Origin of the sequence: Bacillus sp. J41TS8, from assembly GCF_018333035.1 — a bacterium.
Taxonomy (GTDB): domain Bacteria; phylum Bacillota; class Bacilli; order Bacillales; family Bacillaceae; genus Bacillus; species Bacillus paralicheniformis.
On the sequence record NZ_BORF01000003.1, the window covers coordinates 35484 to 62039 of the forward strand.

Annotated in this window: 24 protein-coding genes; 15 read left to right on the top strand and 9 right to left on the bottom strand. The window is 46.7% G+C overall.

The annotated features are described in order from the left end of the window. Position 1: 1 nt before the first annotated feature. From KI350_RS05480 to KI350_RS05495, 4 genes are read right to left on the bottom strand one after another with little or no spacing between them, the layout of a single operon-like run. Positions 2-1483, bottom strand: coding sequence for a sugar ABC transporter ATP-binding protein (locus KI350_RS05480; RefSeq protein ID WP_059230826.1), 1482 nt, complete (start codon positions 1481-1483; stop codon positions 2-4). 37 nt (positions 1484-1520) lie between these two features. Continuing rightward, the gene (gene rbsD / locus KI350_RS05485; protein ID WP_059230825.1) at positions 1521-1916 is read right to left on the bottom strand and encodes a D-ribose pyranase; all 396 of its coding nucleotides are present in this window, start codon (positions 1914-1916) and stop codon (positions 1521-1523) included. Further along, a complete protein-coding gene (gene rbsK / locus KI350_RS05490; RefSeq protein ID WP_059230823.1) occupies positions 1913-2794 on the bottom strand; it encodes a ribokinase in 882 nt (293 codons plus the stop codon). Before rbsK ends, rbsD begins: the two co-directional genes overlap by 4 nt. 2 nt (positions 2795-2796) lie before the next feature. Continuing rightward, complete coding sequence (locus tag KI350_RS05495; RefSeq protein ID WP_020453172.1) at positions 2797-3777, bottom strand: LacI family DNA-binding transcriptional regulator; 981 nt, start codon at positions 3775-3777, stop codon at positions 2797-2799. An 819-nt stretch (positions 3778-4596) separates the two neighbouring features. Between KI350_RS05495 and pgsB the strand changes: the two genes are divergently transcribed. The 5 genes from pgsB (at position 4597) to KI350_RS05520 (ending at position 9296) form a co-directional block, all read left to right on the top strand. Next, entirely contained in the window at positions 4597-5778 is a 1182-nt protein-coding gene (gene pgsB / locus KI350_RS05500; protein WP_003185833.1) for a poly-gamma-glutamate synthase PgsB, read from the top strand. Between the two features lie 15 nt (positions 5779-5793). Then, positions 5794-6243 carry a poly-gamma-glutamate biosynthesis protein PgsC gene (pgsC, locus tag KI350_RS05505; protein ID WP_003185831.1) on the top strand — a complete coding sequence of 150 codons (450 nt, stop codon included), beginning with the start codon at positions 5794-5796 and terminating at the stop codon, positions 6241-6243. A gap of 19 nt (positions 6244-6262) precedes the next feature. Then, on the top strand, positions 6263-7432 hold the full coding sequence (locus KI350_RS05510; protein ID WP_059230822.1) for a CapA family protein: 1170 nt from the start codon (positions 6263-6265) through the stop codon (positions 7430-7432). Continuing rightward, complete coding sequence (locus KI350_RS05515) at positions 7429-7596, top strand: hypothetical protein (RefSeq protein ID WP_020453170.1); 168 nt, start codon at positions 7429-7431, stop codon at positions 7594-7596. The genes KI350_RS05510 and KI350_RS05515 overlap by 4 nt, the downstream gene beginning before the upstream one ends. 455 nt (positions 7597-8051) lie before the next feature. Then, a complete protein-coding gene (locus tag KI350_RS05520) occupies positions 8052-9296 on the top strand; it encodes a C40 family peptidase (protein ID WP_059230820.1) in 1245 nt (414 codons plus the stop codon). Between the two features lie 40 nt (positions 9297-9336). Here KI350_RS05520 and KI350_RS05525 read toward each other — a convergent pair whose 3' ends face one another. Both KI350_RS05525 and KI350_RS05530 read right to left on the bottom strand, forming a co-directional pair. Beyond that, the gene (locus KI350_RS05525) at positions 9337-10197 is read right to left on the bottom strand and encodes a Cof-type HAD-IIB family hydrolase (RefSeq protein WP_065644241.1); all 861 of its coding nucleotides are present in this window, start codon (positions 10195-10197) and stop codon (positions 9337-9339) included. Between the two features lie 188 nt (positions 10198-10385). After that, entirely contained in the window at positions 10386-11342 is a 957-nt protein-coding gene (locus tag KI350_RS05530) for an LCP family protein (protein ID WP_059230818.1), read from the bottom strand. 298 nt (positions 11343-11640) lie between these two features. Here KI350_RS05530 and KI350_RS05535 point away from each other — a divergent pair, with 298 nt between their 5' ends. Continuing rightward, a complete protein-coding gene (locus KI350_RS05535) occupies positions 11641-13014 on the top strand; it encodes a sugar porter family MFS transporter (protein WP_065644242.1) in 1374 nt (457 codons plus the stop codon). Positions 13015-13070: 56 nt separating this feature from the next. Here the strand turns inward: KI350_RS05535 and KI350_RS05540 are convergent, their stop codons facing one another. Further along, positions 13071-13208 (bottom strand): hypothetical protein, encoded by a 138-nt coding sequence (locus KI350_RS05540; RefSeq protein ID WP_023857161.1) that lies wholly within the window; start codon positions 13206-13208, stop codon positions 13071-13073. 141 nt (positions 13209-13349) lie between these two features. On the opposite strand from KI350_RS05540, the gene KI350_RS05545 reads away from it, so the two are divergent. Then, positions 13350-14483 carry a zinc-dependent alcohol dehydrogenase gene (locus tag KI350_RS05545; protein ID WP_059230815.1) on the top strand — a complete coding sequence of 378 codons (1134 nt, stop codon included), beginning with the start codon at positions 13350-13352 and terminating at the stop codon, positions 14481-14483. A gap of 43 nt (positions 14484-14526) precedes the next feature. Here the strand turns inward: KI350_RS05545 and kduD are convergent, their stop codons facing one another. Next, entirely contained in the window at positions 14527-15291 is a 765-nt protein-coding gene (gene kduD, locus KI350_RS05550) for a 2-dehydro-3-deoxy-D-gluconate 5-dehydrogenase KduD (RefSeq protein WP_059230812.1), read from the bottom strand. 15 nt (positions 15292-15306) lie between these two features. Beyond that, positions 15307-16134 (bottom strand): 5-dehydro-4-deoxy-D-glucuronate isomerase, encoded by an 828-nt coding sequence (kduI, locus tag KI350_RS05555; protein WP_020453163.1) that lies wholly within the window; start codon positions 16132-16134, stop codon positions 15307-15309. Positions 16135-16389: 255 nt separating this feature from the next. Here kduI and KI350_RS05560 point away from each other — a divergent pair, with 255 nt between their 5' ends. The 8 genes from KI350_RS05560 (at position 16390) to KI350_RS05595 (ending at position 26528) form a co-directional block, all read left to right on the top strand. Then, positions 16390-17406, top strand: coding sequence for a LacI family DNA-binding transcriptional regulator (locus tag KI350_RS05560; RefSeq protein ID WP_059230810.1), 1017 nt, complete (start codon positions 16390-16392; stop codon positions 17404-17406). Between the two features lie 101 nt (positions 17407-17507). Then, positions 17508-18473, top strand: coding sequence for a sugar kinase (locus KI350_RS05565; RefSeq protein ID WP_059230809.1), 966 nt, complete (start codon positions 17508-17510; stop codon positions 18471-18473). 5 nt (positions 18474-18478) lie between these two features. Then, the gene (locus tag KI350_RS05570; protein WP_059230807.1) at positions 18479-19093 is read left to right on the top strand and encodes a bifunctional 4-hydroxy-2-oxoglutarate aldolase/2-dehydro-3-deoxy-phosphogluconate aldolase; all 615 of its coding nucleotides are present in this window, start codon (positions 18479-18481) and stop codon (positions 19091-19093) included. Positions 19094-19178: 85 nt separating this feature from the next. Beyond that, positions 19179-20162, top strand: a complete 984-nt coding sequence (kdgT, locus tag KI350_RS05575; RefSeq protein ID WP_059230806.1) for a 2-keto-3-deoxygluconate transporter — start codon at positions 19179-19181, stop codon at positions 20160-20162. A gap of 171 nt (positions 20163-20333) precedes the next feature. Then, positions 20334-22202 carry an anaerobic ribonucleoside triphosphate reductase gene (locus tag KI350_RS05580; RefSeq protein WP_059230804.1) on the top strand — a complete coding sequence of 623 codons (1869 nt, stop codon included), beginning with the start codon at positions 20334-20336 and terminating at the stop codon, positions 22200-22202. Continuing rightward, positions 22199-22645: an anaerobic ribonucleoside-triphosphate reductase activating protein gene (gene nrdG / locus KI350_RS05585; protein ID WP_059230802.1), complete on the top strand. Its 447-nt coding sequence runs from the start codon at positions 22199-22201 to the stop codon at positions 22643-22645. Before KI350_RS05580 ends, nrdG begins: the two co-directional genes overlap by 4 nt. A gap of 171 nt (positions 22646-22816) precedes the next feature. Next, positions 22817-23767 (top strand): mannose-6-phosphate isomerase, class I, encoded by a 951-nt coding sequence (gene manA, locus KI350_RS05590; protein ID WP_059230799.1) that lies wholly within the window; start codon positions 22817-22819, stop codon positions 23765-23767. A gap of 130 nt (positions 23768-23897) precedes the next feature. Beyond that, on the top strand, positions 23898-26528 hold the full coding sequence (locus KI350_RS05595) for an N-acetylglucosaminidase (protein ID WP_065644243.1): 2631 nt from the start codon (positions 23898-23900) through the stop codon (positions 26526-26528). Positions 26529-26556: the final 28 nt, after the last annotated feature.

Below are 26556 nucleotides of genomic sequence, written 5' to 3' on the forward strand. Positions count from 1 at the left end.
GTTACCGCCCTCCTGTAGCGAGTGTCATAATTCGTTCTTGCGTGGCATCATTTCTTGATAGCTCACCGCTTAGCGTTCCTTCATGGATCACAAGCACGCGGTCGCTCATCCCGAGAATCTCGGGGAGCTCTGAAGAGACCATGACGATCGCGACGCCGCGGTCTGTCAGCTCGTTCATCAGCTGATAAATCTCCCTTTTCGCGCCGACATCGACGCCTCGCGTCGGCTCATCCAAAATCAGCACTTTAGGACCGATTCCGATCCATTTGGCGATGACCACTTTTTGCTGGTTCCCTCCTGAAAGGTTTAGCGCGTGGGTTTCCGGCGATTCCGTTTTGATCGTCAGCCGCTTGATCAGAAGGTCGACAAATTCCTGCTCGCTTTTTTTGTCAATCCATCCTTTCGGTGAAAAGCTGGCGAGATTCGGAAGGGCGATATTTTCCCTGATGGACGTGTCGAGCACAAGTCCTTCATCCTTGCGGTTCTCAGTAATAAAACCGATTCCTTTTTGAACGGCATCGCTCGGTTTTTTGAGCGTCGCTTTTTTGCCTTCGATGAAAATGTCTCCCGAATCAAGCGGATCGAGCCCGAAAATCGCCCTCATCAGCTCGGTGCGCCCGGCACCCATCAGTCCTGAAATCCCGACGATTTCGCCGGAGCGGACGGTAAAGCTGATATTTTGGAAGACGCCTTTTTTGGATGCCTGCTTGACTTCGAGAACGACGCGTCCCGGATTTGGCTGTCTTTCAGGATAGCGTTCGGTCAGCTCCCGTCCGACCATCTTTTTCACCACTTCATGAAAGTCGGTGTCGGGAATCCGTTTCGTGTCGACCGTTTTTCCGTCGCGCATCACCGTGATCCGGTCGCAAATCGTGAAGATTTCTTCCATGCGGTGGGATATATAGACGATGGAGACGCCGTTTTTCTTTAATGCTCTAATGACGCCGAACAGTTTTTCAATTTCTCTTTCTGTCAACGCTGCCGTCGGTTCATCCATGATGATCACTTTCGCGTCTGTCATAAGGGCTTTTGCGATTTCGATCATTTGCTGCTGGCCGACGGAACAGTCTCCGGCTTCTTTTTCAAGAGAAATCGAGACTCCGAGTCTTTCAAGCTGCTCTTTTGCTAGCGCTTTCATTTTCTTGTTATTTAAAAATCCAAGTTTGGAAGAAAGCTCTCTGCCGATAAACAGATTTTCCAATACGGTCATTTCAGGCCAAATGTTCAGCTCCTGATGGATAAAGGCAATGCCGTTCTGTTCGGCTTTCTTTGGATCTGAAAAATACGTTTCTTTTCCGTCGATTTCGATCGTTCCGCTGTCCAGCTTGTGAAGTCCAGTCAACAGATTCATGAGTGTCGACTTTCCGGCGCCGTTTTCTCCCATTAAAGCGTGGACTTCACCTTCCTGAAGTTCGAAAGAAACGCCGGACAGCACCTGGTTTTGGCCAAAAGCTTTATAAATGTCCTTCATTTTAATATGCATGGGCTATCCCTTCTTTCCAGATGTAGAATGTAAACATCTAAAAGATCACTCCCGCGTGCAAGATGCAATTTGCATAAGGTGTTGCTTCCCCTGTGCGAATGACCGCTTTTGCGTGGCTCGTCGCTTTTTTGAATGCTTCGTGCGGGATATAGTCAATTTTTTGGTTTGAAAATTCAGCTTTTAAAAATGCGGCTTGACCGGGATTGACGCTTTCTATTTCTTCGGCTGCCGTCACTTTTTCGACGGCCATTTCATCGGCGATGAGCTTTGTGACCTCTTGAAATCCGGGTGTACCCAATGTCAGCGCAAGATCGATTTTGGGGACGCCGGGAGGAACGGGCAGGCCGGCGTCCGCGATGACGACGGTGTCGGTATGCCCGAGATCGGCCAGTAATTTTGCGATATGGCTGTTTAAAATCCCGTATTTTTTCATGACAATTCACGCTCCACTTCATCCCGTTTCGGCATGCCGCCTTGCGCGCCGAATTTCAAAACCGAGAGGGAAGCCGCCCGGTTCGCAAAGCGCAAGGCAGATTCGATGCTTTGTCCTTCGGAAAGCGCAACGGCCAATCCCGCATTGAAGGTGTCTCCGGCTCCCGTCGTATCAATTGCATTGACAGGGAATGAAGGGACGATCCTTTCTTCCAGACCATTGTGATAGCGGACCCCGTTTTTTCCTTCTGTGATGAACAGCTTCTCCGGATAGCGCTTTAACGCTTCCTCCCGGGACATGCCCTGAAACAGTACCGAAGCTTCATGCTCGTTTGGCGTAATGTAGGCCGCAAGATCGACCGTTTCCGGGCGAAGCGGACGAGCTGGTGCCGGATTCAGCAGGAGAGGAATGCCGAGTGAGCTGCACAGTCCGCTGACATAATCGACGGTTTCTTCCGGAATCTCCTGCTGAATCAGAACGATGCCTGCCTGTTTAATCGCAGGCAGCGCTTTTTGAACGTATTCAGGTGTGACATGGTCATTTGCCCCTTTGACGACGATAATACTGTTGTCGCCGTCTGCGAGAACGATATGTGCGGTGCCGCTTTCCTGACCTGTAACCGGTTCCACATAGTCTGTCAAAACACCATTCGCTTGAAAATTGTCGAGGATGGCTTTTCCGTAATGATCATCGCCGACGCAGCCGATCATATGGACCTCTGCACCAAGCCGGGCCGCAGCCACTGCCTGGTTGGCGCCTTTTCCGCCCGGAACCGTTTTAAAAGATTCGCCAAGCACCGTTTCTCCGGCAGCCGGCCGCTTAGGCGATGTCACAACTAAATCCATCGAAGAGCTGCCAATCACGCATATTTTACTCATTGTCATTCCGCCTTTCTTGTCGTTTGTCTTTCAATAAAGGCAACCGGCATCTGCACTGCCGATTGTTCAATATATTCATTTTTCATTAATCTCAGCAGCAGTTTTGCCGCTTCTTTTCCCATTTCATAGGCGGGCTGCCTGATCGTTGATAAAGAGGGGAAAAGCAATTCGCTTTGCGGAATGTCATCAAAGCCGATAATCTGCAGTTCGTCGGGAACTTTGATCTTCCGTTTTAAGGCTTCATGCAAAACGGCTGTCGCCACAATGTCATTGCTTGCGATTACGCCGTCTGTTTCCGGATAGGAGGCAAACAGCTCCGCTGCCCGTTTTTGGGCTTCCGGAAATGAAAATGTCTCGGTTTTCATAACATGAAAATCGATATCGGCACCGCTTAGCATCTCCAGCGCTCCGTTGAAACGGTCTCTTGCAGTCTGAAGGTGGGCCGGTCCTTTAATCAGCGTAATTCGTTTCGCGTTTCTCCTGACCATTTCAGCCGCAGCGATTCTGCCGCCTTCGCGGCTGTCCGCGAATACAGCCGGCGCATTCTCGCCCGTCCGGTCAAGGAAGACAATCGGCATGGACAAGTCTTGATAATTTGGCGCATCCGGATAATTGGTCGCTGAAATGACTCCGACCACATGATTTTGTTTAAACGTCTGCAAATAATCAAGCTCTTTTTCCAAATTTTCATCGCTGTTTCCGAAGATGAGCCGAAAGCCGAGGCGGTGGATCTCATCTTCAACGCCGCGCGCAAGCTGAGGAAAGAACGGGTTTGTGATATCCGGCAGCAGCAGTCCGATCAGTCTGGACTCCCTTTTATAGAGAGACCTGGCCACTTCATTCGGGTGGTAATTCAGTTCTTCCATCGCTTTTAACACGCGTGTCCTCGTGTCTTCATGGACGTATCCCGTCTCATTTAATACCCGGGAAACCGTAGCGACAGATACTTTTGCAGCAAGTGCGACGTCTTTAATCGTAGCCAAAAAAGACTTCTCCTCTCCATTTGTGTAACCGTTTACATAAAGATTATCATGATCCTTTTAAAATCTCAATAAAAAAGTCCGGGCGCTAAAATTTTTAGCTGGGTTGGGATATAGAGACATATACAAGTATGTTGAATAGAAAATAACCTTCATTCGGCATAAATTGGCGACTACAGTAACAATGAGAATAATAAGAAAAATTAAAAATGTTAAAGTTTGATGAATTATCGTTGAAAAAAATTAATGGCTTTTTAAATCTTAGGATTTTAACCTAAAATCTAAAGAAATAAGGTGAATCGAACGGCTCACAAAAAAATTGGATTTGTTAATGAATCCCGCTTTATGCTTAAAGAGATTTTCATTTTTTAATAGGTGATCTGATTGTCATAGGACGCATTTGTTTTGAAGAGGGAATATTGGTGACTTTTTAACCTGTTGGAAAAGAGCGAAAATACAAAAAGAAAGGGGATATCCCGGTTGACAGCCCATTTCTAGGGGATTTCAGCCGGGGGAAAAAGAGACCCTGAATCCATCCTTCAATCTTTCATCAGAAATAGGGAGAAAAGTACAAAAATCATAATGTCGAATTTTGAAAGCGCATACTTAAAACGCTGACAAAAAACTGATAGGAATTAAGAACTTTCGATTACCAAAAATATCAATAAAAAGATAGGCATTATTGACTCGGACTAGGTGATCTTTGTCACGGAAAATTTCGTCGTCTTCTGTTACATAATGCCGATTGTGATTTCATAGTGAACCTATATACTGATGAATGAATTTACATATCAGATTCCAAGAAGGAGATGTAGACAAACAATGTGGGTAATGCTATTAGCCTGTGTGATCGTTGTTGGGATCGGCATTTATGAAAAAAGGCGCCACCAGCAAAACATCGATGCGCTGCCTGTCCGAGTGAACATCAACGGGATACGCGGAAAGTCCACGGTAACAAGATTAACAACAGGGATATTAATCGAGGCAGGCTACAAAACAGTAGGAAAAACAACCGGGACAGACGCAAGGATGATTTATTGGGACACACCGGAAGAGAAACCGATCAAAAGAAAACCTCAAGGCCCGAATATCGGAGAACAGAAAGAGGTTATGAAAGAAACGGTGGAAAGAGGGGCCAATGCGATTGTCAGTGAGTGCATGGCCGTTAACCCTGATTACCAAATCATCTTTCAGGAAGAATTGCTTCAGGCTAATATCGGCGTGATCGTGAACGTGCTGGAGGATCACATGGATGTGATGGGGCCGACTTTGGATGAAATTGCAGAAGCTTTCACAGCAACCATTCCTTATAATGGACATTTAGTTATCACTGATAGTGAGTATACCGATTTCTTTAAGCAGATTGCAAAAGAAAGGAACACAAAAGTCATCGTCGCAGACAATTCTAAAATAACAGATGAATACCTCAGACAGTTTGAGTACATGGTATTCCCTGATAATGCGTCTCTTGCGCTCGGTGTGGCTCAAGCGTTGGGTATTGACGAAGAAACCGCTTTTAAAGGCATGCTGAATGCGCCGCCTGATCCGGGAGCCATGAGAATTCTGCCGCTGATGAACGCCAAAAACCCCGGACATTTCGTCAACGGTTTTGCGGCCAATGACGCAGCTTCGACTTTAAACATATGGAAGCGTGTAAAAGAAATAGGCTATCCTACGGATCAGCCGATCGTCATTATGAACTGCCGCGCCGACAGGGTAGACAGAACACAGCAGTTTGCGGAAGATGTCCTTCCTTATATTGAAGCAAGTGAACTTGTGCTGATTGGAGAAACAACAGAGCCGATCGTCAAAGCATATGAAGCAGGCAAAATTCCTGCGGACAAGCTGTTTGATTTTGAGCACAAATCAACGGAAGAAATCATGTTCATGCTGAAAAACAAGCTTGAGGGCCGCGTCATTTACGGAGTCGGAAATATCCACGGAGCAGCGGAGCCTCTCATTGAAAAAATACAAGATTACAAGATTAAGCAGCTCGTTAGCTAGGAGGAAGAAAACACAATGTTTGGATCAGATTTATATATCGCCCTCATTTTAGGAGTCTTACTCAGTTTGATTTTTGCAGAGAAAACGGGAATTGTACCAGCCGGCCTCGTCGTACCGGGTTATTTGGGACTTGTGTTCAATCAGCCGATTTTCATGTTGCTCGTTCTTTTTGTCAGTTTGCTGACGTATGTCATCGTGAAATTCGGACTTTCCAAAATTATGATTCTATATGGACGCAGAAAATTCGCAGCGATGCTGATTACGGGAATTCTTTTGAAAATCGGTTTTGATTTTATATATCCGGTGATGCCGTTTGAGATTGCCGAATTCAGGGGAATCGGAATTATCGTGCCGGGGCTGATCGCGAATACCATTCAAAGACAGGGATTAACGATTACGCTTGGAAGTACGCTTTTATTGAGCGGAGCAACATTCGTCATTATGTATGCTTACTATCTAATCTAAAGTTAGGTGTGTCAAATCGATGAAAAAACAACTGAACTTTCAGGAAAAACTGCTGAAGCTGACGAAGCAGGAGAAAAAGAAAACAAACAAGCACGTCTTTATCGTATTGCCCGTTATTTTCTGTTTAATGTTTGTCTTTACTTGGGTCGGAAGCGCCAAAACTCCTTCGCAAATGGACAAAAAAGAAGATGCCAAGCTTACAGCTACTTTTGTGGGCGATATCATGATGGGAAGAAACGTAGAAAAAGTGACAAACTTGCACGGTTCGGAAAGTGTCTTCAAAAATGTGAAGCCGTACTTTAATGTGTCAGATTTTATCACAGGAAACTTTGAAAACCCTGTAACCAATGCAAAGGACTATCAAGAGGCAGAAAAGAACATCCATCTGCAAACGAATCAAGAATCAGTCGAAACATTGAAAAAGCTGAACTTCAGCGTACTGAACTTTGCCAACAACCATGCGATGGACTACGGGGAAGACGGTTTGAAGGATACGCTGAATAAATTCTCAAATGAGGATTTGGAGCTTGTCGGAGCAGGGAATAATCTCGAAGACGCGAAACAGCACGTATCCTATCAGGATGTGAACGGTGTTAAAATCGCAACGCTCGGTTTTACAGACGTCTACACGAAGAACTTTACAGCCAAAAAGAACAGAGGCGGAGTGCTGCCGCTCAGCCCGAAAATCTTTATTCCAATGATCGCGGAAGCATCCAAAAAAGCGGATATCGTCCTTGTCCACGTGCACTGGGGACAAGAATATGACAATGAACCGAACGCCAGACAGAAGGATCTGGCTAAAGCGATTGCGGATGCCGGAGCAGATGTCATCATCGGCGCTCACCCCCATGTTCTCGAACCGATCGAAGTGTATAACGGCACTGTGATCTTCTACAGCCTCGGAAACTTTGTGTTTGATCAGGGCTGGTCAAGAACACGGGACAGCGCGCTTGTACAATACCATTTAATGAATGACGGCAAAGGGCGCTTTGAGATAACGCCTCTCAACATTCGCGAAGCAACACCGACGCCTTTAGGCAAGAGCGATTTCTTGAAACGAAAAGCGATCTTCCGTCAATTGACAAAAGGAACAAACCTCGACTGGAAAGAAGAGAACGGAAAATTGACGTTTGAAGTCGATCATGCGGACAAACTGAAAAATAACAAAAACGGAGTGGTGAACAAATGAAATTTGTCAGAGCCATTTGGCCGTTCGTAGGTTTAGTGTTGATCATTGCATTCATGTCTGCTTTCAAGTATTCTGATGAATTGTCAAACGATGAAAAAGCTAAAATCTCAACGGAAATCCAAAAAGTGAATCAGCAGGATCACACAACGGAAAACCAACAATAACAGTGCAGAAAAGAGAGTGCCGCCGGCACTCTCTTTTTGCGTGTGCTGATTCCGGTTATAAAAGACCTGTGAAAAGCGGCTGATTTGAAAAGGAAACACGACAATTTTCTTAACCGGTCAGTGTATAAAGTTTTATAGAAAATCAGGAGAATATATACATGGTTTTGGGGTTCGTGTTTATTGTATTCTTTTGAAGGGAATAAAAACTGACAAATTTCGACTAAGCTTCAAAAATGCATCACCTTACCAATTCGGGATGGGAACTACACCTCATGTTCATGACCTCTTTAGAATATTTCCCTTCATCCATTTAATCCGCGCTTAGGTGAAAAAGCTGATCATGCTGTGCTGCGCGTTTCTTCTCGCTATGACGCTGCTGTACACGTAAAAAAAAGTCCTTTAAATATCCCAATTGAATGACGATGAAAGAGGAAAGAAGAGGAGGAACAGAACAATTGATAAAAAAAGCGGCAAACAAAAAGTTGGTTTTGTTTTGTGGAATTGCGGTGTTTTGGATGTTTTTATTTTTAACGAATCACAATGACGTACACGCCGATACGATCGGCGAGAAAATAGCAGAAACCGCCAGACAGCTTGAGGGTGCGAAATACAGCTACGGCGGAGAGAAACCGAAAACGGGGTTTGACTCGTCCGGCTTTGTACAATATGTGTTTCAATCGCTCGATATAACGCTTCCAAGAACGGTAAAAGAGCAATCGACCCTTGGAAGCAGCGTCGGCCGTCAGCAGCTCGAAAAGGGGGATCTTGTCTTTTTCAAAAATGCCGAACTGGAAACGGACGGGCCGACTCATGTCGCCATCTACATGGGAAATGATCAAATCATCCACAGCACAAAATCAAACGGAGTTGTCGTGACAAAGCTTGAAGGCAGCTCTTACTGGAGCTCGGGGTATCTTAAAGCGAAAAGGATCACAAAAGAACCTGAGATTTCTATGGACCCTGTCGTTCAAAAAGCGAAGAGCTATGTCGGTGTTCCATATGTATTTGGAGGCAACTCTCCGGATCTCGGGTTTGACTGTTCAGGACTGACCCAATACGTTTTCAGAGAGGTGCTCGGTGTTTATTTGCCAAGATCGGCGGAACAGCAATGGGCGGTCGGTCAAAAGGTGAAGCTTGAAGATATCCGGCCGGGTGATGTTTTGTTTTTCAGCAATACGTACAAACCGGGAATATCCCATAACGCCATCTATGCAGGGGGCGGCCGGTTTATCCATGCGAGCCGTTCAAATAAAGTGACGATCTCTTACTTGTCGGCTTCCTACTGGCAGAAGAAGTTCACAGGAGTCAGACGTTTTGACAACATGTCCCTCCCGAAAAATCCGATTGTATCCGAAGCGATCAGGCATATCGGCGAAGTCGGTTATCAAAAAGGCGGCACATCGCCTAAGGAAGGCTTTGATACGGCGGGGTTTATCCAATATGTCTATAAAACGGCGGCAGGAGTGGAACTTCCGCGGTACGCTGATAAACAATACAGTACAGGCAAGAAAATCACAAAACAGGAGCTGGAGCCTGGAGACATCGTGTTCTTTAAAGGAACCACTGTTCTCAATCCCGCCATCTATATCGGAAACGGCCAGGTCGTTCTTGTCACCTTGTCTGCCGGTGTGACGACAGCAGATATGGAGACGAGCGCCTATTGGAAAGATAAATACGCCGGAAGCGTCAGAATTGAGTAGCAGAAAACCGCTCGAGTCCATCTTCGAGCGGTTTTCTTAATTATTGATATTCATTTTCCAGCAGTTTATTAATGAAATAAGCGACGCCGTTTTCGTCATTGCTTTTCGTGATAAACGTGCTGATATGCTTCAGTTCATCGATTGCATTGCCCATCGCGATCCGATGGCCGGCTTCCTCAAACATTGACAGGTCGTTCGGGCTGTCGCCGATCGCGTAGATGTCTTTTTTCTCGATTCCATAGTGGCGGGCCAGCTCTTTTAAAGCGCGGCCTTTGCCGGATTCATCAGGCAGAATCTCGATGATATGTCTTCCGGAAGATGTGAGTCCCAATTTTGGAAAGGCTGAAAGGTCTTCTTTTGCTTTTTTCAGCTTTTCCATATCAAATGAGAAGCACAACAGCTTATAAATATGTTCGTCTCCGTTAAAAACCTCACGAATGTCGGGCACGGGTTTGATGCCGAATTGTTTAAACTGAGTCAGTGCGCCCTGCCAAAGTGTATCCCTGTCTTCATCAGGGTTGGCGCTTGTGACGATATCGAGCTCTGCTTCAAGCTTCTGCTCTCCGTCATAAGGAGAAAGCAGCGCATCGTCCGTATAAACCTCAAAATAGATTTGATGATCTGTTAAGTATTGGGCCGCCTTTTTTCCGGCTTCCTTGTCCATTAACGTTCTGCTTAGGAGTTTATAGTTGAAATCGTGAACCGTTCCCCCGTTTGCGGCAATAATCGGAATATCCAAATCGTTCAGAAGCGCTTTGACGTCAAATGTGGCCCGTCCCGTGCAAATGGTTACGATGCAGTCTGAGATGAGCGCCTTTTTGATAGCGGCCCGGTTTTCTGCGGATATTTGGCTTTCGGTATTTAAAAGAGTCCCGTCTAAATCGATCGCAATTAACCTCATTATGTAAAGATAACCTCCTGTAAGAGCAGTTTGCCGTTTTTCGGGAGGCGAAAAACAGCTCTCTTCGGCAGTATTCCCTAAAAGGACATGTTATGTAAAAGGCTAAACCTAAATTTAGATTTTTTCAATAGTAAATCTTGAGTTTCATTAAATAGAAAAAGGATGAATGATCTTCATCCTTTTTCTCATTATACATCTAACTGCTGTTTTAATTCCTGCTTGATTTCGTTGAGATTTTCCTGGTCAAGCTGGAAATAGTAGACTTTGCCCGGTTGATAATCGCTCCCTTTCAATTGAAGGGTATCGATCGTTTGAATGGACGTCATAAACGGGATCAGTCCGATTGCATCATTCAGCGACAAGTTCATTGATACGTTCTTTCCGACTGTATCAAGGATATCGTCGTAAGCCGGAATTGAAGTAAGCGATTTGGATTTGTTGATAATCGATTTGATGACTTCCATCTGGCGATCGCCGCGCTTCAAGTCCGTATCGGCTTTTCTCGTTCTTACATAAGCAAGGGCCTCTTCTCCGTTTAGCGTCTGCTCACCTGTTTGGAGGTTGACTTTGCCTTTCGTATCCTTTTTAATCTGCCGGACAATATAGTCTTCTTTGATTGTGATCGGTACACCGCCGAGCTCGTCAACTACTTCTTTGAAAGCTGAAAAATTGGCTTCCATGACGTAATCAACCGGAATGTCGAGCAGGTTTTCGACGGTTTCTGTACTGAGGTCGCGCCCGCCTAATGAGTGGGCATGCGTGATTTTATCAAAGCCGTGTCCAGGGATGTTAACATAGGAATCCCGCGGGATGCTTAATAGTTTCACTGATTTGTCTTTTCTGTTGAACGTGGCGAGAACCATCGCATCGCTTCGTTCTTTGTCCATGCTTTGTCCGGGACGGGCATCAATCCCCATCAACAGGATGGAGAAGTTATCTTTTTTGGGGTTGAACTCTTTAATCCGCTTGACGGACTGTTCTCCTCTGGAAAGGGTGACTTGCGCATCTTTGGAGGCGTTCGCCACTTTGTAGTACGCATAGCCGCCTGCGGCTGCTGTCACCGTCAGGATTAAAGCAATGAAAAACAATGAGTATTTCACCCATTTTCTTAGTCTCTTTTTCTTCGTTCGTTGCGATCGTAGCATGTATAAGCTCCTCTTTTATTTATATTGAAACGTACAATTGTTGAATAAGTCTAAATTTTGATAAAAAAATGGTTTCCCAATCTTGGATTTTACAAGATATTTGCTGTTTTGCATATGGGGATTCTCTGGAAATTCCGCGGGATCTGATCATTTTGCCGCCTTAAATAAGACGATGAAACAGATAAAATGTTTCATATTTTTAAATTCCTTTTAATGGTGCTCCGAGTTTCTTAGGTTTGAAGAAAGCGAGACAAGGTTAAAGATTATAAAAGACGAGCCTTGTTAGGAGGATATACTGATGAAGGGAAAAAGATCGAATGCCTGGCTTTATTTTTTTGGAGCCTTGGGCGGTGTGCTCTACGGTTATGATACGGGCGTCATTTCCGGGGCGATTTTATTTATGAAAGATGAGCTTTGGCTCAATGCCTTTACAGAAGGGCTGGTTGTCAGCGCAATTTTAATCGGGGCGATTTTCGGATCGGGTTTGTCCGGCAGGCTGACAGACCGCTTTGGGAGAAGAAGGGCGATTATGTCAGCGGCTGTGCTGTATTGCATTGGGGGGCTCGGAACGGCCCTTGCTCCAAGCACGGAATATATGGTGGTTTTCAGGATCGTGCTCGGCCTTGCGGTTGGCTGTTCAACGACCATTGTTCCCTTGTACCTTTCAGAGCTTGCGCCGAAGGAATCTAGGGGCGCGCTTTCTTCATTAAATCAGCTGATGATTACGATCGGGATTCTGGTCTCTTATTTGATCAATTATGCATTTAGTGACGCAGGTGCATGGCGCTGGATGCTGGGCTTGGCTCTTATTCCGTCAATCGGCCTTTTAATCGGTATCTTTTTCATGCCGGAAAGCCCGCGCTGGCTCTTAACAAAAGGAAAAGAAGAGAAAGCGCGACGGGTTTTGTCCAAGATGAGGGGAGGAAAGCAGGTCGACCAGGAAGTCAAAGAAATTAAGGAAGCGGAAAAGCAGGATCAGGGGGGCTTGAAAGAGCTGCTGGAACCGTGGGTGCGCCCGGCGTTAATCGCAGGAGTCGGACTGGCGTTTCTCCAGCAATTTATTGGAACCAACACGATTATTTACTATGCCCCAAAAACGTTTACGAATGTCGGATTTGAAGATTCGGCAGCCATTTTGGGGACAGTCGGCATCGGTACGGTCAATGTTCTGATGACGCTTGTGGCGATCCGCTTTATTGACAGGATTGGCCGGAAGCCGCTTTTATTATTTGGAAATGCCGGCATGGTCATCAGTTTGATCGTGCTTTCTTTCACCAATATCTTTTTTGGCAATACCGCTGGTGCGGCATGGACGACTGTCATCTGTTTAGGTGTGTTTATCGTCGTATTTGCCGTCAGCTGGGGGCCGATCGTCTGGGTGATGCTGCCTGAGCTGTTCCCCCTTCATGTCAGAGGGGTGGGAACCGGAGTATCGACTTTAATGCTTCATGCAGGGAACTTAATTGTGACATTGAGTTTTCCGGTCCTCATGGAAGCGATGGGCATCAGTTACCTGTTCCTGTGCTATGCGGCCATCGGAATCGCGGCCTTCCTGTTCGTTTTCTTTAAAGTAACAGAAACAAAAGGCAAAAGCCTTGAAGAAATCGAGCAGGATTTACGGGACAGGCACGGCGGAATCACGGGAACTGACACGCAGCCGGTTGAACGATAGGCAAAAGGATGGGCATGGCCCCATCCTTTTTTGTGTGAGGAGGCCAGCCAAGCCAATCATGGCTGATCTCTGTTTTCTCCGTCTTCTGGCTGCGAATCGTCATGGCGCGGCAGATTACCCGTTCTGATCGCCCGAAACACGAGAAAGAAAATAACGAAAACAACCAGCCCTCCGACTAGTATTTGCAGCAGCATCCCAACACCTCCGTTTTCTTCTATGTATGAATCATGACCGCTCTGCATGACGGTTAATGAAACGTTTGTTTAAAAAACTGAATAAGAACCCGGGTTTATCTCACACTAAAGTCAACTGAACGATAATGGGAGTGTGACGATTTGAAAGCTGTAACGTTTCAAGGGCCTCAGCATGTTAAAGTTAGCCAGGTGGAGGACGCCAAAATAGAAAGAAGCGATGATATCGTTGTCAGAATTACTTCTACGGCGATTTGCGGATCAGACCTCCATCTTTATCAAGGGAATTTTCCTCTTCCGAAAGGCTTCCAGCTCGGCCATGAACCGATGGGAATTGTAGAAGAAACAGGACCTGATGTAACAAAAGTGAAAAAAGGGGACCGGGTCGTCATCCCGTTTACCGTTGCATGCGGACATTGCTTTTATTGCGAAAACAAGCTGGAAAGCCAGTGTGATAATGCCAATCCCCATTATGATTCAGGCGGATATTTCGGCTACTCGGAAAAGTTCGGAAACCACCCTGGCGGACAGGCCGAATATTTAAAAGTGCCGTTTGGCAACTTCACGCCGTTTGTCATCCCTGAATCATGCGAGATGGAGGACGAGTCGCTCCTGTTTTTATCAGATGTCCTGCCAACCGCGTATTGGAGCGTGCTTCACGCTGGCGTTAAAAAGGGAGACACCGTCATTGTTCTCGGCTGCGGACCGGTCGGATTAATGGCGCAGAAGTTTGCCTGGATGGAAGGGGCGAAGCGGGTCATTGCAGTAGACTACTTGGACTACCGCCTAAGGCAGGCTGAAGCGTTAAACCGCGTCGAAGTATTTGACTTTACAAAATATCCTGACATGGGCGAGCATTTAAAGGAGATTACAAAAGGCGGGGCGGATGTCGTGATCGACTGCGTGGGGATGGACGGCAAAAAATCTCCGCTTGAGTACCTGGAGCAAAAACTGAAGCTTCAGGGCGGCACGCTCGGACCGATTCAAATTTCTACAAAGGCGGTCAGAAAGTGCGGGACCGTACAGATTACAGGGGTATATGGAAGCAATTATAATATGTTTCCGCTCGGCGCGTTCTTTTCCAGAAATGTTACACTAAAAATGGGGCAGGCCCCGGTTATCCATTTGATGCCTGAGATTTACAAGAAGATTGAAGGGAATCAATTTGATCCGAAGGAAATCATTACGCATCAGCTTCCGCTTGAAGAAGCCGGCCGCGCTTACCAATTATTCAACGGCCATGAAGATGATTGCATTAAAGTGATTTTGAAGCCATAGCGATGATAAAGGCTGCCGAGCTACCGGCAGCCTTTTCGGCGCATTATCTTGCCAGCCATCCGCCATCGACCGCCAGCACATGTCCATTCACATAATCGGATGCCGGCGCCGAAAGGAATACGGCGGCTCCGGCAATGTCATCCGGCTGACCCCAGCGCTCGGCCGGAATCCGTTTTAAGATTTCGGCATTGCGGTTTTGGTCCTCGCGGATCTGCTTTGTATTGTTCGTTGTGATATAGCCCGGCGCAATTGCATTGACCTGGACATTGTGCGCCGCCCATTCATTGGCAAAAGACTTCGTCAATCCGGCTACTGCATGCTTGCTTGCCGTATATGCAGGGACGAGAATGCCTCCTTGAAATGAAAGAAGCGAGGCAATATTGATGATTTTCCCCTGCTTTCGCTCAATCATCTGCCGGCCGACAGCCTGCGTCAGCAAAAATAAGCTGTTCAAATTGACATTGATCACCGCTTCCCAGTTCTCCCGGGAAAAATCAGCCGCTTTTTCTCTGCGGATCGTCCCGGCATTATTGACGAGAATATCAATCTGATGACGGTCAAGCACCTCTTTTGCAAAGGTTTCAACCTCGTCAAGGCTGCCCATATCAAGCTGATAAGACGTAAACGTTCTACCGGTTTCTTCGATCAGCCGCTTTGTTTCATCAAGCCCGCTCGTATGTGAAGTGCCGATGATATCCGCTCCCGCTTTTGCCAGCGCTTCGGCAATTCCTTTGCCGATTCCAGTTCCCGGGCCTGTGACAAGCGCGGTTTTGCCTTCAAGTGAAAAATACGATTCAAGATATCCCATCTCACGTTCACGCCCTTACCGTATGACATTCATCGGGACAGCATCCATGTCCTTAAATGTGTAGTTTTCTCCGGCCATCGCCCATATAAAGCAGTAGTTGGATGTGCCGGAGCCCGAGTGGACAGACCACGCCGGTGAAATGACTGCCTGTTCGTTGCCGACGACGAGGTGCCTTGTCTCCGTCGGTTCGCCCATGAAATGAAACACCTTTGCATCTTCAGCAAGGTCAAGATACAGATAAGCTTCCATCCGCCGGTCATGAACATGCGCCGGCATCGTGTTCCATGTGTTATTGGGTTCAAGAAATGTAATGCCCATCATCAGCTGGCAGCTTTGAATGCCGTCTGCATGAATCACTTTGTATAGATTGCGGACATTTGAAGAGGCTTCTTCTCCTAAATGATCGTATGGAAGCTCTGAAAGCGAAGCTTTTTGCACCGGATACTTTTGGTGTGCGGTCGCTGAGATGAAATAAAATTTGGCTCCGCCTTCATTCAAGCTTGAGAAAGAAACGTCTTTATTTCCCAGGCCGATATACAGAAAATCTTTGTGCTCCAGTACGTATTCTTCATCACCGACTTTGACCGCACCGGGTTTTCCGACATTTACAATTCCGATTTCGCGCCGTTCCAGAAAATAGTCCGTTTTTAAAAAATCGCCGGCATCGAGCGCGATGGATTCCTTCACTGGAACGGCCCCGCCGATCACGACTCTGTCTTCATGCGAATAAACCATGTTCAGTTTGTTTTCAACAAACAATGACTCTATTAAAAAATGCTCGCGAAGCTCTGCGGTTGTGAATCGTTTCGCTTGTTCAGGATGAACAGAATAACGATTTTCCATACCTTCTCCTCCTTGAATTGGACGTTTTTAGACTGACTTGAATGAAGGGGCCAAAGTTTTTGGTAACGGTTTCAAACATGAATTGTAAAGTAAATAATGGAAATCGTCAACAGTCTTTTCACTTTTTTCTGAATATTGTCAAGGTCAATCTTGAAATATTAAAAAAGACTCTTCCAAATTTTAAATGATGTGATATGCTGATGGTATAAAGTTTTTGAAATCGGTTTCAAATCATAAGGTCATAGGAGTACTTGAATGAGGGATAAGCAAACAGCGAAAGTAACCATCAACGAAGTAGCCGCACATGCAGGTGTATCAAAATCAACGGTTTCCCGTTATATCAACGGGAAGATTGATGCCATCTCACCGAAAAAGGTGAAAAGCATCAAAAAAGCGATCGAGGAGCTTAATTACCGCCCCAGTCAGATGGCACAGGGGCTGAAGGTGAAAAAAAGCAAGGTTATCGGATTTTTGGTCGCGGATATTACAAACCCGTTTTCAGTTGCCACCTTGAGAGGGGTGGAAGAGGTTTGCGATCAGTACGGGTACAGCATCATGGTCTGCAACACGGACAACAGTCCTGAAAAAGAACGGGAGATGCTGCACAAGCTGAACGCGCATTACATTGAAGGGCTGATTATGAATACAACGGGAAGAAACAACGATGTGCTCATGGATTTAATCAGCCAGGATGTGTCGATTGTGCTCGTGGACCGGAAAGTGCCCGGGCTCAAGATCGATACAGTTACAACGAACAACCGCGAAGTGACAAGTCAAATCGTCAATCTCATGTATGACAAAGGCTATGCCCAGGTCGGTCTGTTTACCGAGCCGATTAAAGGGATCAGTCCAAGGGAGGAAAGGGTTTCCGCCTATACAGAAATCGCGCTTGAACGCAATGCCGGCGGTATCCCTCTTGTATATGAGGCTGACGTTAAAGACAAAGAATCTCTTTTACAGTCCGTCAAAAGCTTTTTGGAAATGAAAGAAGGGAAAAAAGCCATTCTTGGAAACAACGGGCTTCTAATGCTGAAAATCATCAGCTGTCTTTATGAGCTTGGCATTTCGATTCCGGAAGACATCGGAATTGCCGGATTTGATGATACCGAATGGTATAAATTGATCGGTCCGGGCATTACGACCATCGCCCAGCCGTCGCATGAAATGGGCAGGGTCGCCATGGAGCGGATCATCAAACGGATTGAAGGGGATGAAAGTGCTCCGCAGACGATTCAGCTTGAGGCGGAGCTTGTTCACAGGCAGTCGCTGTAGAACTTGTCAAACGGAAACACTCATGCACCCGAAAACTTAGGGGGAGTGTTTTTCCGCAACTATGTTTGAAACCGGTACCATTTTGAAAGGGGAGTGAAATCATGTCGCTTGATGTGATGACCTTCGGAGAATCGATGGCTATGTTTTACGCAAATGAAACAGGCGGACTGCATGAGGCTTCTTCGTTTTCCAAGGCTCTTGCCGGAGCGGAAACAAACGTTGCCGTCGGACTGTCGCGCCTGGGCTTTCGGGTCGGCTGGATGAGCAAGGTCGGTGCCGATTCGCTTGGAACCTTTATTTTAAATGAATTGAAAAAAGAAGGCGTCGACATCTCTGAAGTCAAACGCACTGCAGACCGGCAGACGGGTATACTGCTCAAGTCAAAGGTTGAAAGCGGGGACCCTGATGTCACATATTACCGGAGCGGATCAGCCGCAAGCACGATGAGCATTGATGACTACCCGGCAGAGTATTTCAAGCAAGCCAAACATATGCATGTGACAGGCATACCTCCTGCCCTTTCAAGGGAAATGCGGGGCTTTGCCCGCCACGCCGTTCACCAGATGAAAAAAGACGGGAAGACGATTTCGTTTGACCCGAATCTCCGCTTCCAGCTTTGGCCGGACCAGCAGACAATGGTTCATACGATTAATGAGATCGCCGCGCAGGCAGACTGGTTTCTGCCGGGGATCAATGAGGGAAAACTCCTGACAGGCTGCAATTCTCCCGAGGATATCGCTCAATATTATGTGATGCAGGGGGTCAAGGTGATTGTCATCAAGCTTGGAAAAGAAGGGGCTTATTACCGTACATCGGAAAAAGAAGGTTATGTACCGGGTTATGAGGTGGAAAAGGTTGTTGATACCGTTGGCGCTGGTGACGGTTTTGCCGTCGGCATGATCAGCGGCCTTTTAGACGGACTTCCGCTGGAAGAAGCGGTTCAGAGGGCAAATGCGATCGGAGCGCTGGCCGTCATGGCTCCGGGGGATATGGACGGTCTGCCGTCAAGGGATCAATTGAAAGCTTTTATGGCAGCAGAGGAAAACAACCAAAAAATAGGAGGTTGACCGTAATGGAAATGTCTATGATCGGAAAAGTGCAAGAGCAGCTGGCCGAGGCCGGGCTGATCGCAGTCGTCCGCGCAGGCGATAAGGAGGCCGCTGAGGAAGGCATTCACAGACTGATCGACAAAGGGATTACTGCGATTGAAATCACATATACGACGCCGGGAGCGTCTGAGTTGATTAAAAAATTTGCAGGAAAAGACGGTCTCCTTGTCGGAGCCGGAACAGTGGTTGAAAGCGAACAGGCGAGGGAAGCCGCGGCGGCGGGGGCAAAATTCATCGTCAGCCCGGGCTTTTCGGAAAAACTGGCTGAGGAAGCCGCCTCATTGCATACGTTTTTTATTCCCGGCGTATTAACACCAAGCGAAATTATGGAAGCGGTCTCAAAGGGTTTTCGGGTTCTTAAGCTGTTTCCGGGGGGGACCTCCGGGATTCCTTACATGAAGAACCTCGCCGGTCCCTTTCCGAAGGTACGATTCATACCAACCGGAGGGATTCATCCCGGCGATGTGGAGAAATGGCTCGATGCCGGAGCATTGGCAGTAGGAGTGGGAAGCCAGCTGAACAAAGTGTCAGAAGCGGATCTCCAGCGCATCTTTCAGCGGCGGGTTCGGCAGAAATAAAGCGTGCGCAGCGTGAAAAGACTTCAGGTTTTGCAAGATCGACAGCTTTGCTTTTTCATTAATTTTTAGAATGGGAGAAAAAATGATGAAAATTAAAGCAACGATTGAACGTGTGCCGGGCGGCATGATGATCATTCCGCTCTTTCTGGGCGCAACGCTGAATACGTTTGCTCCGGGGACCGCGGAGTTTTTCGGCGGATTTACAGGCGCCCTGATTACCGGAACGCTGCCGATTTTAGGGGTATTTATCTTTTGCGTTGGCGCGACAATAGATTTTCGTTCTTCAGGATATATTGCGAGGAAGGGACTGACGCTTCTGCTCGGCAAAGTCGGCTTTGCCGCATTATTGGGTTTGATCGCAGCGCAGTTCATTCCAGACGAAGGCATTCAAAGCGGGTTTTTTGCGGGACTGTCCGTGCTGGCGATTGTCGCTGTTATGAATGAAACGAACGGCGGTCTGTATTTGGCTTTAATGAACCATATGGGAAGAAAGGAAGATGCCGGTGCTTTTGCCTTTATCAGCACGGAATCGGGCCCGTTTATGACGATGGTCACTTTCGGTGTGACAGGGCTCGCGGCATTTCCTTGGGAGACGCTGGCTGCAACCGTCATTCCGTTTTTACTCGGCTGCATTCTCGGGAACCTTGACTCTGAATTGCGCGATTTGTTCGGAAAAGTCGTACCGGCGATCATTCCGTTCTTCGCATTTTCACTTGGAAACACGCTCGATTTTAAAATGTTGATCCAATCTGGCCTTTTAGGCATTGTTGTCGGCGTATCAGTCGTTGTTCTCTCAGGTGCTACTCTATATCTGCTGGACCGCTTTGTCGCAAGAGGTGACGGTGTCGCGGGCGTAGCGGCATCATCAACGGCAGGGGCTGCTGTAGCCGTGCCGTATGCGCTTGCCGATGCAAACCCCGTGTTTGCGCCGGTAGCTGATTCAGCGACCGCGATCATCGCGACAAGCGTCATTGTCACCTCGCTTCTGACCCCGCTTGCAACCGTCTGGATCGAAAAGCGGACGAAACAAAGAAAACCTCCGAAACAAATGACGATCGATTACAAGTAATTTTGCCGCAGGCGCACCGGGACATTTTGTCCGGGGCGTTTTTTTTATAACCGTTTTCGAATAACGTCACCAAATTGCTAAATTTGACGAATGTAATTTGTGCTAATATCAATATATAGTGTCTAATGAATAAATGGATACTATATATGCTACTTTTTAGGAGAGATTAGGATGACAACAGGCTTTAAAGAACAGGGATTATTACAATTGACAGAAACATTTCATGATATCGTCGGGTATGGAGATCACGATATTATGCAGGAAAATGCCAACGTAGACGGCCGCTCCCCGATGGGGCAAATGAGCCGGTTTGCATCCGAGAGTTCCAGACATTATGCGCTCCATTACTTAATGTCGCCGGAAATCAAGAAAGCAGTCGAAGACAACTTTATATACCCGCACGATTTAGACTATATGCCGAGCGGGACAACGACTTGCTGCCAAATACCTTTGGGCCGGCTGTTAACAGACGGATTCCACACAGGCCACGGCTCCCTCAGGGAACCGAAGGACATTATGAGCGCATTGTCACTCGCATCCATCATTTTTCAATCGAATCAAAATATGCAGCATGGCGGCCAGTCATTCCCGATGTTCGATTACGATCTGGCGCCTTACGTCCGGAAAACGTACGAAAAGCATCTCGCGAAAATCAAACAATACCCGACAACTTTGACAGAAGAAGAGATAAGGGAAAGAGCGTGGGAAGAAACGGACAACACAACTTACCAAGCGTGCGAAGCCTTTATACATAATGCCAACAGCATGCATTCGCGGGGCGGCGGGCAGGTTCCGTTTGTTTCAATTAATTACGGAACGGATACGTCAAGGGAAGGCCGCCTTTTGATCAAAAATATTCTTAAAGCGACAAAAGCAGGTCTCGGCAAGGGTGAGACGCCGATTTTTCCGATTCAGATCTTTAAAATGAAAGACGGTGTCAACGTCGATAAAACAGACCCTAACTATGACTTGTACCGGCTTGCATTGGAAACGAGCGCTGAAAGGCTGTTTCCGAACTTCAGCTTTATCGACTCGCCCGTGAATAAACCTTTTTATGACGGAACGCCGGAAAGCGAAATCGCTTATATGGGATGCAGAACGCGCGTCATGTCCAATATTCATGGAAAAGAAAACAGCGTCGGCAGAGGGAATTTGTCATTCACATCGATCAACATTGTCAAAATAGGGCTGCTCAGCGAAAACGTTGAACAGTTTTTTGCCTTGTTAAACCGCTACATGGATTTAACGATTCAACAGCTGCTTGAACGGTACGCCTTTCAATGCAAAAAAAGAGCAAAAGACTTTAAATTCCTTTATTCGCAAGGCATCTGGCATGAAAGCGAGAAGCTCGATCCTGAGGACACGCTAGAGGATGTGCTAAAGCACGGAACATTGAGCATCGGATTTATCGGGCTGGCTGAAGCTTTGACTGCATTGACCGGAAAACATCACGGGGAGAGCGAAGAGTCGTTCGAACTCGGCAAAAAAATCGTTCAATTGATGAGAGATAAGGCAGATGAAGCCACAGAAAAACACAAGCTGAACTTTTCCTTGATCGCCACACCGGCAGAAGGACTTTCAGGGAAATTTGTCAAAAAGGACAAATTGGAGTTCGGTTCGATCCACAATGTCACAGACCGGATGTACTATACGAATTCGTTTCACATCCCTGTTCACTATAAGCTGACTGCAATCGAAAAGATCAGAAAAGAAGCGCCGTTCCACTTGATGTGCAATGGGGGGCACATCAGCTACATCGAGCTGGATGGAGACCCGAAAAAGAACATTAAAGCGATGGACATGCTTGTGACCGCCATGCGCCGGTCTGGCATGGGCTACGCCTCGATTAACCATCCTGTCGATCACTGCAAGGCGTGCGGATTTACCGGAATCATAGATAACGAGTGCCCGCAGTGCAAAAACCGGGATGAGACTTTGATTGAACGGATCAGACGGATTACAGGATATTTAGTCGGAGATATGTCAAAGTGGAATTCGGCGAAAAGACAAGAAGAAAAGGACAGAGTGAAGCATCTATGAAAGTGATGAATATTATCCATGACAGCATCGTAGACGGAGAAGGACTGAGAACAGTCGTGTTTTTGGCGGGCTGCCCGCATATGTGTGAAGGCTGCCATAATAAGCAAAGCTGGAATATCAATAACGGATTTGATATGAGTGTAGACGAAGTATTTGATGAAATTATGAAAAACCCGCTTACAAACGTCACCTATTCAGGAGGGGAGCCGCTTTTGCATGCAGGCGAACTGATCGAACTGTCTGAGAAAATTAAGCAGCATTCCGAAAAGGACATCTGGCTTTACAGCGGCTATACGTACGAACAGATCTTGAAGAATGAAAAACACAGCGCTTTGCTGGCCTATTGCGATGTCCTGGTAGACGGCCCGTTCGAAATCAAAAAAAGGGATTTGACGCTCCTTTACAGAGGAAGCTCAAACCAGCGCATTATTGAGCTTGCATAAACAGAGACAGAAGCCACCGGGGCTTCTGTCTTTCCTTTCCGGCATTGACTTCTATTGAGATAACGTCATAATGAATATGAAAAGGTTTATATTTCATCATACATGTCTATCAATAAAAGAAAGCGTTTTATTTATATAAGACAATCGTGAATTAAGGGAGGAGATGGCTTCATGCCGCAATCACCGATATTTCTGCAGCCTGAGTTTAAAGAGAGGATCTGGGGGGGAACGGCTTTGCGCGAGACATTCGGCTATGACATTCCCTCTGATTTAACAGGTGAATGCTGGGCCATTTCCGCCCATCCAAACGGGCCAAACATCGTTGCTTCGGGTCCTTACAAAGGAAAAACGCTTGCCGAGCTTTGGGACGAGCATCGCGAATTGTTCGGCGGTGTAGAGGGAGACCGTTTTCCGCTGTTAACGAAAATACTTGATGCCAATCAGGACCTTTCCGTTCAAGTCCACCCGGATGACTATTATGCAGGAGAACACGAAAACGGGGAACTCGGTAAGACAGAATGCTGGTATATCATCGATTGCAAAGAAGGAGCCGAGCTTGTTTACGGCCACACGGCAAGAACGCGGACAGAGCTGGTCACCATGATCAACAGCGGTGATTGGGACAACCTGTTAAGGCGGATCAAAATCAAGCCGGGCGATTTTTATTATGTGCCAAGCGGCACGATTCACGCTCTTTGCGAAGGGACGGTCGTTCTGGAGACACAGCAGAGCTCCGATACGACGTACAGGGTATATGATTATGACCGGACCGATCAAAATGGAGAAAAGCGCGAACTTCACCTGACACAGGCGATCAATGTCACAACAGTACCGCACGTTGATAGCTATGTTGACGAATCGACAGAAACTCAAAAAGGTATTACCATTAAGACATTTGTTGAAGCCGAATACTTCTCCGTATACAAATGGGAGATCAACGGTGCCGCTGAGCTGACCCAGGATGCCCCTTTCCTGCTATGCAGCGTGATTGAAGGAGAAGGAAAGCTCACTCAGGGCGGCGAATTATTTCCGATCAGCAAAGGAACAAATTTTATCCTTCCGGCCGAAACCAATGATTTTACAATAGAAGGAACATGCGAACTCATCGTGTCACACATATAAAAAGCTTGACGGTCTGCAAAAGAAGGCCGTTAAGCTTTTTTATTGTATGAAAAAATATTCCGGCTCGCCGATAAAAAGAGAAAGCAAGTTTTTGAAATTGGGAGGCTTATAGGCGAGGGGAGTAGAGAATGTGAAAAACATTAGAAAAACCGTTATTTTTGCTGCAATCATTTTGCTCATACATACGGCAGTCCCGGCAATCCCTGCTTTAGCAGCGTATACCGATACTTCCGTCTACAAAATTGAAACAACAAAAGAGTTTAATAGCGAAAGCGCAGCACTCAAAGCGGCAGAACAACTGAAAAAGGACACGGGATGGAAAGCCGAGGTCAAACCTTCAGGAAAAAACGGCACAACATACGTTTTGACATCAGAAGGTGTCGAAGGGGAGAGCAGAGCAAAAAATCTGCTTTTGCAGTTTGAAAAAGAAACCGGCTTGAAGGCGTCCTATGGTCCGGTTGGACAGAAAGAACCGTTTTCCAAAGCGGTATCAAAGGAATTTGCCGGTGAAGCAAAAGCCAAAGAATGGGCGCTCCAATTTGAAAAAGAAACCGGTCTGAAAGCGACCTATACAATTGCAGGAAACAGGGAAGCTTACGTGAAGGTCGTCACGGGAGGAATCGAAGGCGAAGACAATACGAAAGCCATCCTCGACCGTTTTCAAAAAGAGACAGGCCTCAAAGCGTCGTACGCACCATACGGAGCGGGGCAAGCGCTCGTCAAGCTTTATTCAGGAGAAATCGCAGATGAGAGCAAAGCGAAAAGCCTGCTTGTCCGATTTGAAAAAGAAACTGCCCTTAAAGGAACGATAGAAACAGTAAAGAAACAACAGCCCAGATATAAAATTGCGACAGGTTCGATACAAGGCGAAACAAACGCAAAAAATCTGCTGAAGCAGTTTGAAAAAGAACTCAAGGTCAAAGGGGCATATGAAGCTGCCGGTCAGCCGGCACAGCTTTACAATGTGAAATCGGGATATTTTAATGACGAAAAGAGCGCGAAAAATGCCGCCGGACAAATTAAAAAGAATACCGGTCTCACTTCAAGCACGGAAAAAGTAAAAGGTACGCGCTTCTGGATCGTAAGCATGAAAAGCGTAGACAGTCAAAACCTCAAAAAAATCGACGCCTTTTTCAAAAAGAAAACGTGGCGTTATACTGCTGCAAAGACGGGAAAAAAGCAGACATCCTTCAGGATCGTTTCCGTCCCGCTTTCAGATCAAAAGAAAGCAAACGACGGCATCCGGTTTTTCAAAAACAAAAACATTCAGGCTTCTGCTCAAAGCGCCGGCAGCACGACCGTCAGCCGCTTCCGGATCGCGTCCGGCGAAACAGCCGTCCAAGCGCGAATCAATAAAGGACTGGAATTCTTTAAGAAAAACGGTGCGGCGGGAACGGCCGGACCAACAGGAAAAAAAGTGTACAGCCATTATCAGCTGACGACGGAATCCGTATACGAACAGGACAAAGTGACGAAGGCGCTCAATTTCTTTAAAGAAGCAGGCATTCACGCAGAGGCCGTGAAGACCGGCCAATATTACAGCCGGTACAAACTGAGTTCGGAAGCTATGATCGGAACGGAGAAATTACAGCAAGCGCTCGGATTTTTCAGCAAGCAGAATATACCGGGCAAGATTGAACAAACGGGTGAGTACGGCTATAGGCAGTACCGGGTGACGACAGGTCAGATCACAAGTAAAGCAGATCTCGACAAGGGATTGAATGTCTTTAAGAAGAACAATGTCAGCGCAACTTACCAAACAAAGTCGGTCAGCCTGTTTCACATCTCAATCAATGAACTATTTACAGGGAAAGACCGTGCGGATGCTGCCGCCAATCGGATCAAAACGAATTACGGCTGGCCGGTGAATGTCATCAAAGTGAAAAACGGCCCGCAAATCACAACGACTGACTACGGAATCACGCTCAGTCAGATGGTCGACAAACAGATGAAAGTCAGCCCGCAAACGGATGCGTCGGCATATGTTTCATTGAGCTACATCAATACGGCGAATCAAACCGTCACGGCTGATCTGCTGAATATCAGGTCAACCCCCCTTGTGACAAGCGGCAACATCATCGGACAGCTGCAAAAAGGGGATAAAGTCAACATCATCTCCCAGGAAAACGGCTGGGCAAAAATCAGAATGAATTGGCGAAATGCCAGCAGGGATGAAGTCGAGAAATATGTCAATCCGAAAAATTTCACACAAGACAGCTCGGCATACTTCCAATTTTTAAAACTGTCGCAAACGGCCGGATTGAATGCCGCCGAAGTCAATGCAAAAATCCTTTATAATAAAGGGATTTTGACAGGCAAAGGCCAAGCGTTCATTGATGCGGCGAGAGCATACAGCATCAATGAACTGTACCTCATTTCGCACTCGCTCCTTGAGACGGGCAACGGAACTTCCGAGTTAGCCAAAGGAACGATGTTCAACGGCAAAAAGGTTTACAATATGTACGGCGTCGGGGCTTACGACAGCAACCCACTTTACTACGGTGCAAAATACGCCTATGAACAAGGGTGGTTCACACCTGAAGCCGCCATTATGGGCGGAGCCAAATTCATCGGTGAAAAATACATTCACCACCCGACTTACAAACAGGACACGCTCTATAAAATGAGGTGGTCTCCGAATGCCCTTCACCAATATGCGACAGATGTCGGCTGGGCTTATAAGCAGGTGGGGAGAATGTACGGTCTATATGTATTGCTTGATGACTATACACCGTATTACGATGTGCCGGTTTATCGGTAGATATAAAAAGAGACTCGAATATGTTTTC

Bases quoted from the DNA above. Each gene is read 5' to 3' on its own strand.
- KI350_RS05565 (WP_059230809.1), top strand. From the start codon at position 17,508: ATGTCGCTTGATGTGATGACCTTCGGAGAATCGATGGCTATGTTTTAC.
- kduI (WP_020453163.1), bottom strand. From the start codon at position 16,134: ATGGAAAATCGTTATTCTGTTCATCCTGAACAAGCGAAACGATTCACA.
- KI350_RS05515 (WP_020453170.1), top strand. From the start codon at position 7,429: ATGAAATTTGTCAGAGCCATTTGGCCGTTCGTAGGTTTAGTGTTGATC.
- kdgT (WP_059230806.1), top strand. From the start codon at position 19,179: ATGAAAATTAAAGCAACGATTGAACGTGTGCCGGGCGGCATGATGATC.
- KI350_RS05530 (WP_059230818.1), bottom strand. From the start codon at position 11,342: ATGCTACGATCGCAACGAACGAAGAAAAAGAGACTAAGAAAATGGGTG.
- KI350_RS05560 (WP_059230810.1), top strand. From the start codon at position 16,390: ATGAGGGATAAGCAAACAGCGAAAGTAACCATCAACGAAGTAGCCGCA.
- pgsB (WP_003185833.1), top strand. From the start codon at position 4,597: ATGTGGGTAATGCTATTAGCCTGTGTGATCGTTGTTGGGATCGGCATT.
- KI350_RS05580 (WP_059230804.1), top strand. From the start codon at position 20,334: ATGACAACAGGCTTTAAAGAACAGGGATTATTACAATTGACAGAAACA.
- nrdG (WP_059230802.1), top strand. From the start codon at position 22,199: ATGAAAGTGATGAATATTATCCATGACAGCATCGTAGACGGAGAAGGA.
- KI350_RS05525 (WP_065644241.1), bottom strand. From the start codon at position 10,197: ATGAGGTTAATTGCGATCGATTTAGACGGGACTCTTTTAAATACCGAA.
- kduD (WP_059230812.1), bottom strand. From the start codon at position 15,291: ATGGGATATCTTGAATCGTATTTTTCACTTGAAGGCAAAACCGCGCTT.
- KI350_RS05570 (WP_059230807.1), top strand. From the start codon at position 18,479: ATGGAAATGTCTATGATCGGAAAAGTGCAAGAGCAGCTGGCCGAGGCC.
- manA (WP_059230799.1), top strand. From the start codon at position 22,817: ATGCCGCAATCACCGATATTTCTGCAGCCTGAGTTTAAAGAGAGGATC.
- rbsD (WP_059230825.1), bottom strand. From the start codon at position 1,916: ATGAAAAAATACGGGATTTTAAACAGCCATATCGCAAAATTACTGGCC.
- KI350_RS05510 (WP_059230822.1), top strand. From the start codon at position 6,263: ATGAAAAAACAACTGAACTTTCAGGAAAAACTGCTGAAGCTGACGAAG.
- KI350_RS05535 (WP_065644242.1), top strand. From the start codon at position 11,641: ATGAAGGGAAAAAGATCGAATGCCTGGCTTTATTTTTTTGGAGCCTTG.
- KI350_RS05480 (WP_059230826.1), bottom strand. From the start codon at position 1,483: ATGCATATTAAAATGAAGGACATTTATAAAGCTTTTGGCCAAAACCAG.
- rbsK (WP_059230823.1), bottom strand. From the start codon at position 2,794: ATGAGTAAAATATGCGTGATTGGCAGCTCTTCGATGGATTTAGTTGTG.
- pgsC (WP_003185831.1), top strand. From the start codon at position 5,794: ATGTTTGGATCAGATTTATATATCGCCCTCATTTTAGGAGTCTTACTC.
- KI350_RS05540 (WP_023857161.1), bottom strand. From the start codon at position 13,208: ATGCTGCTGCAAATACTAGTCGGAGGGCTGGTTGTTTTCGTTATTTTC.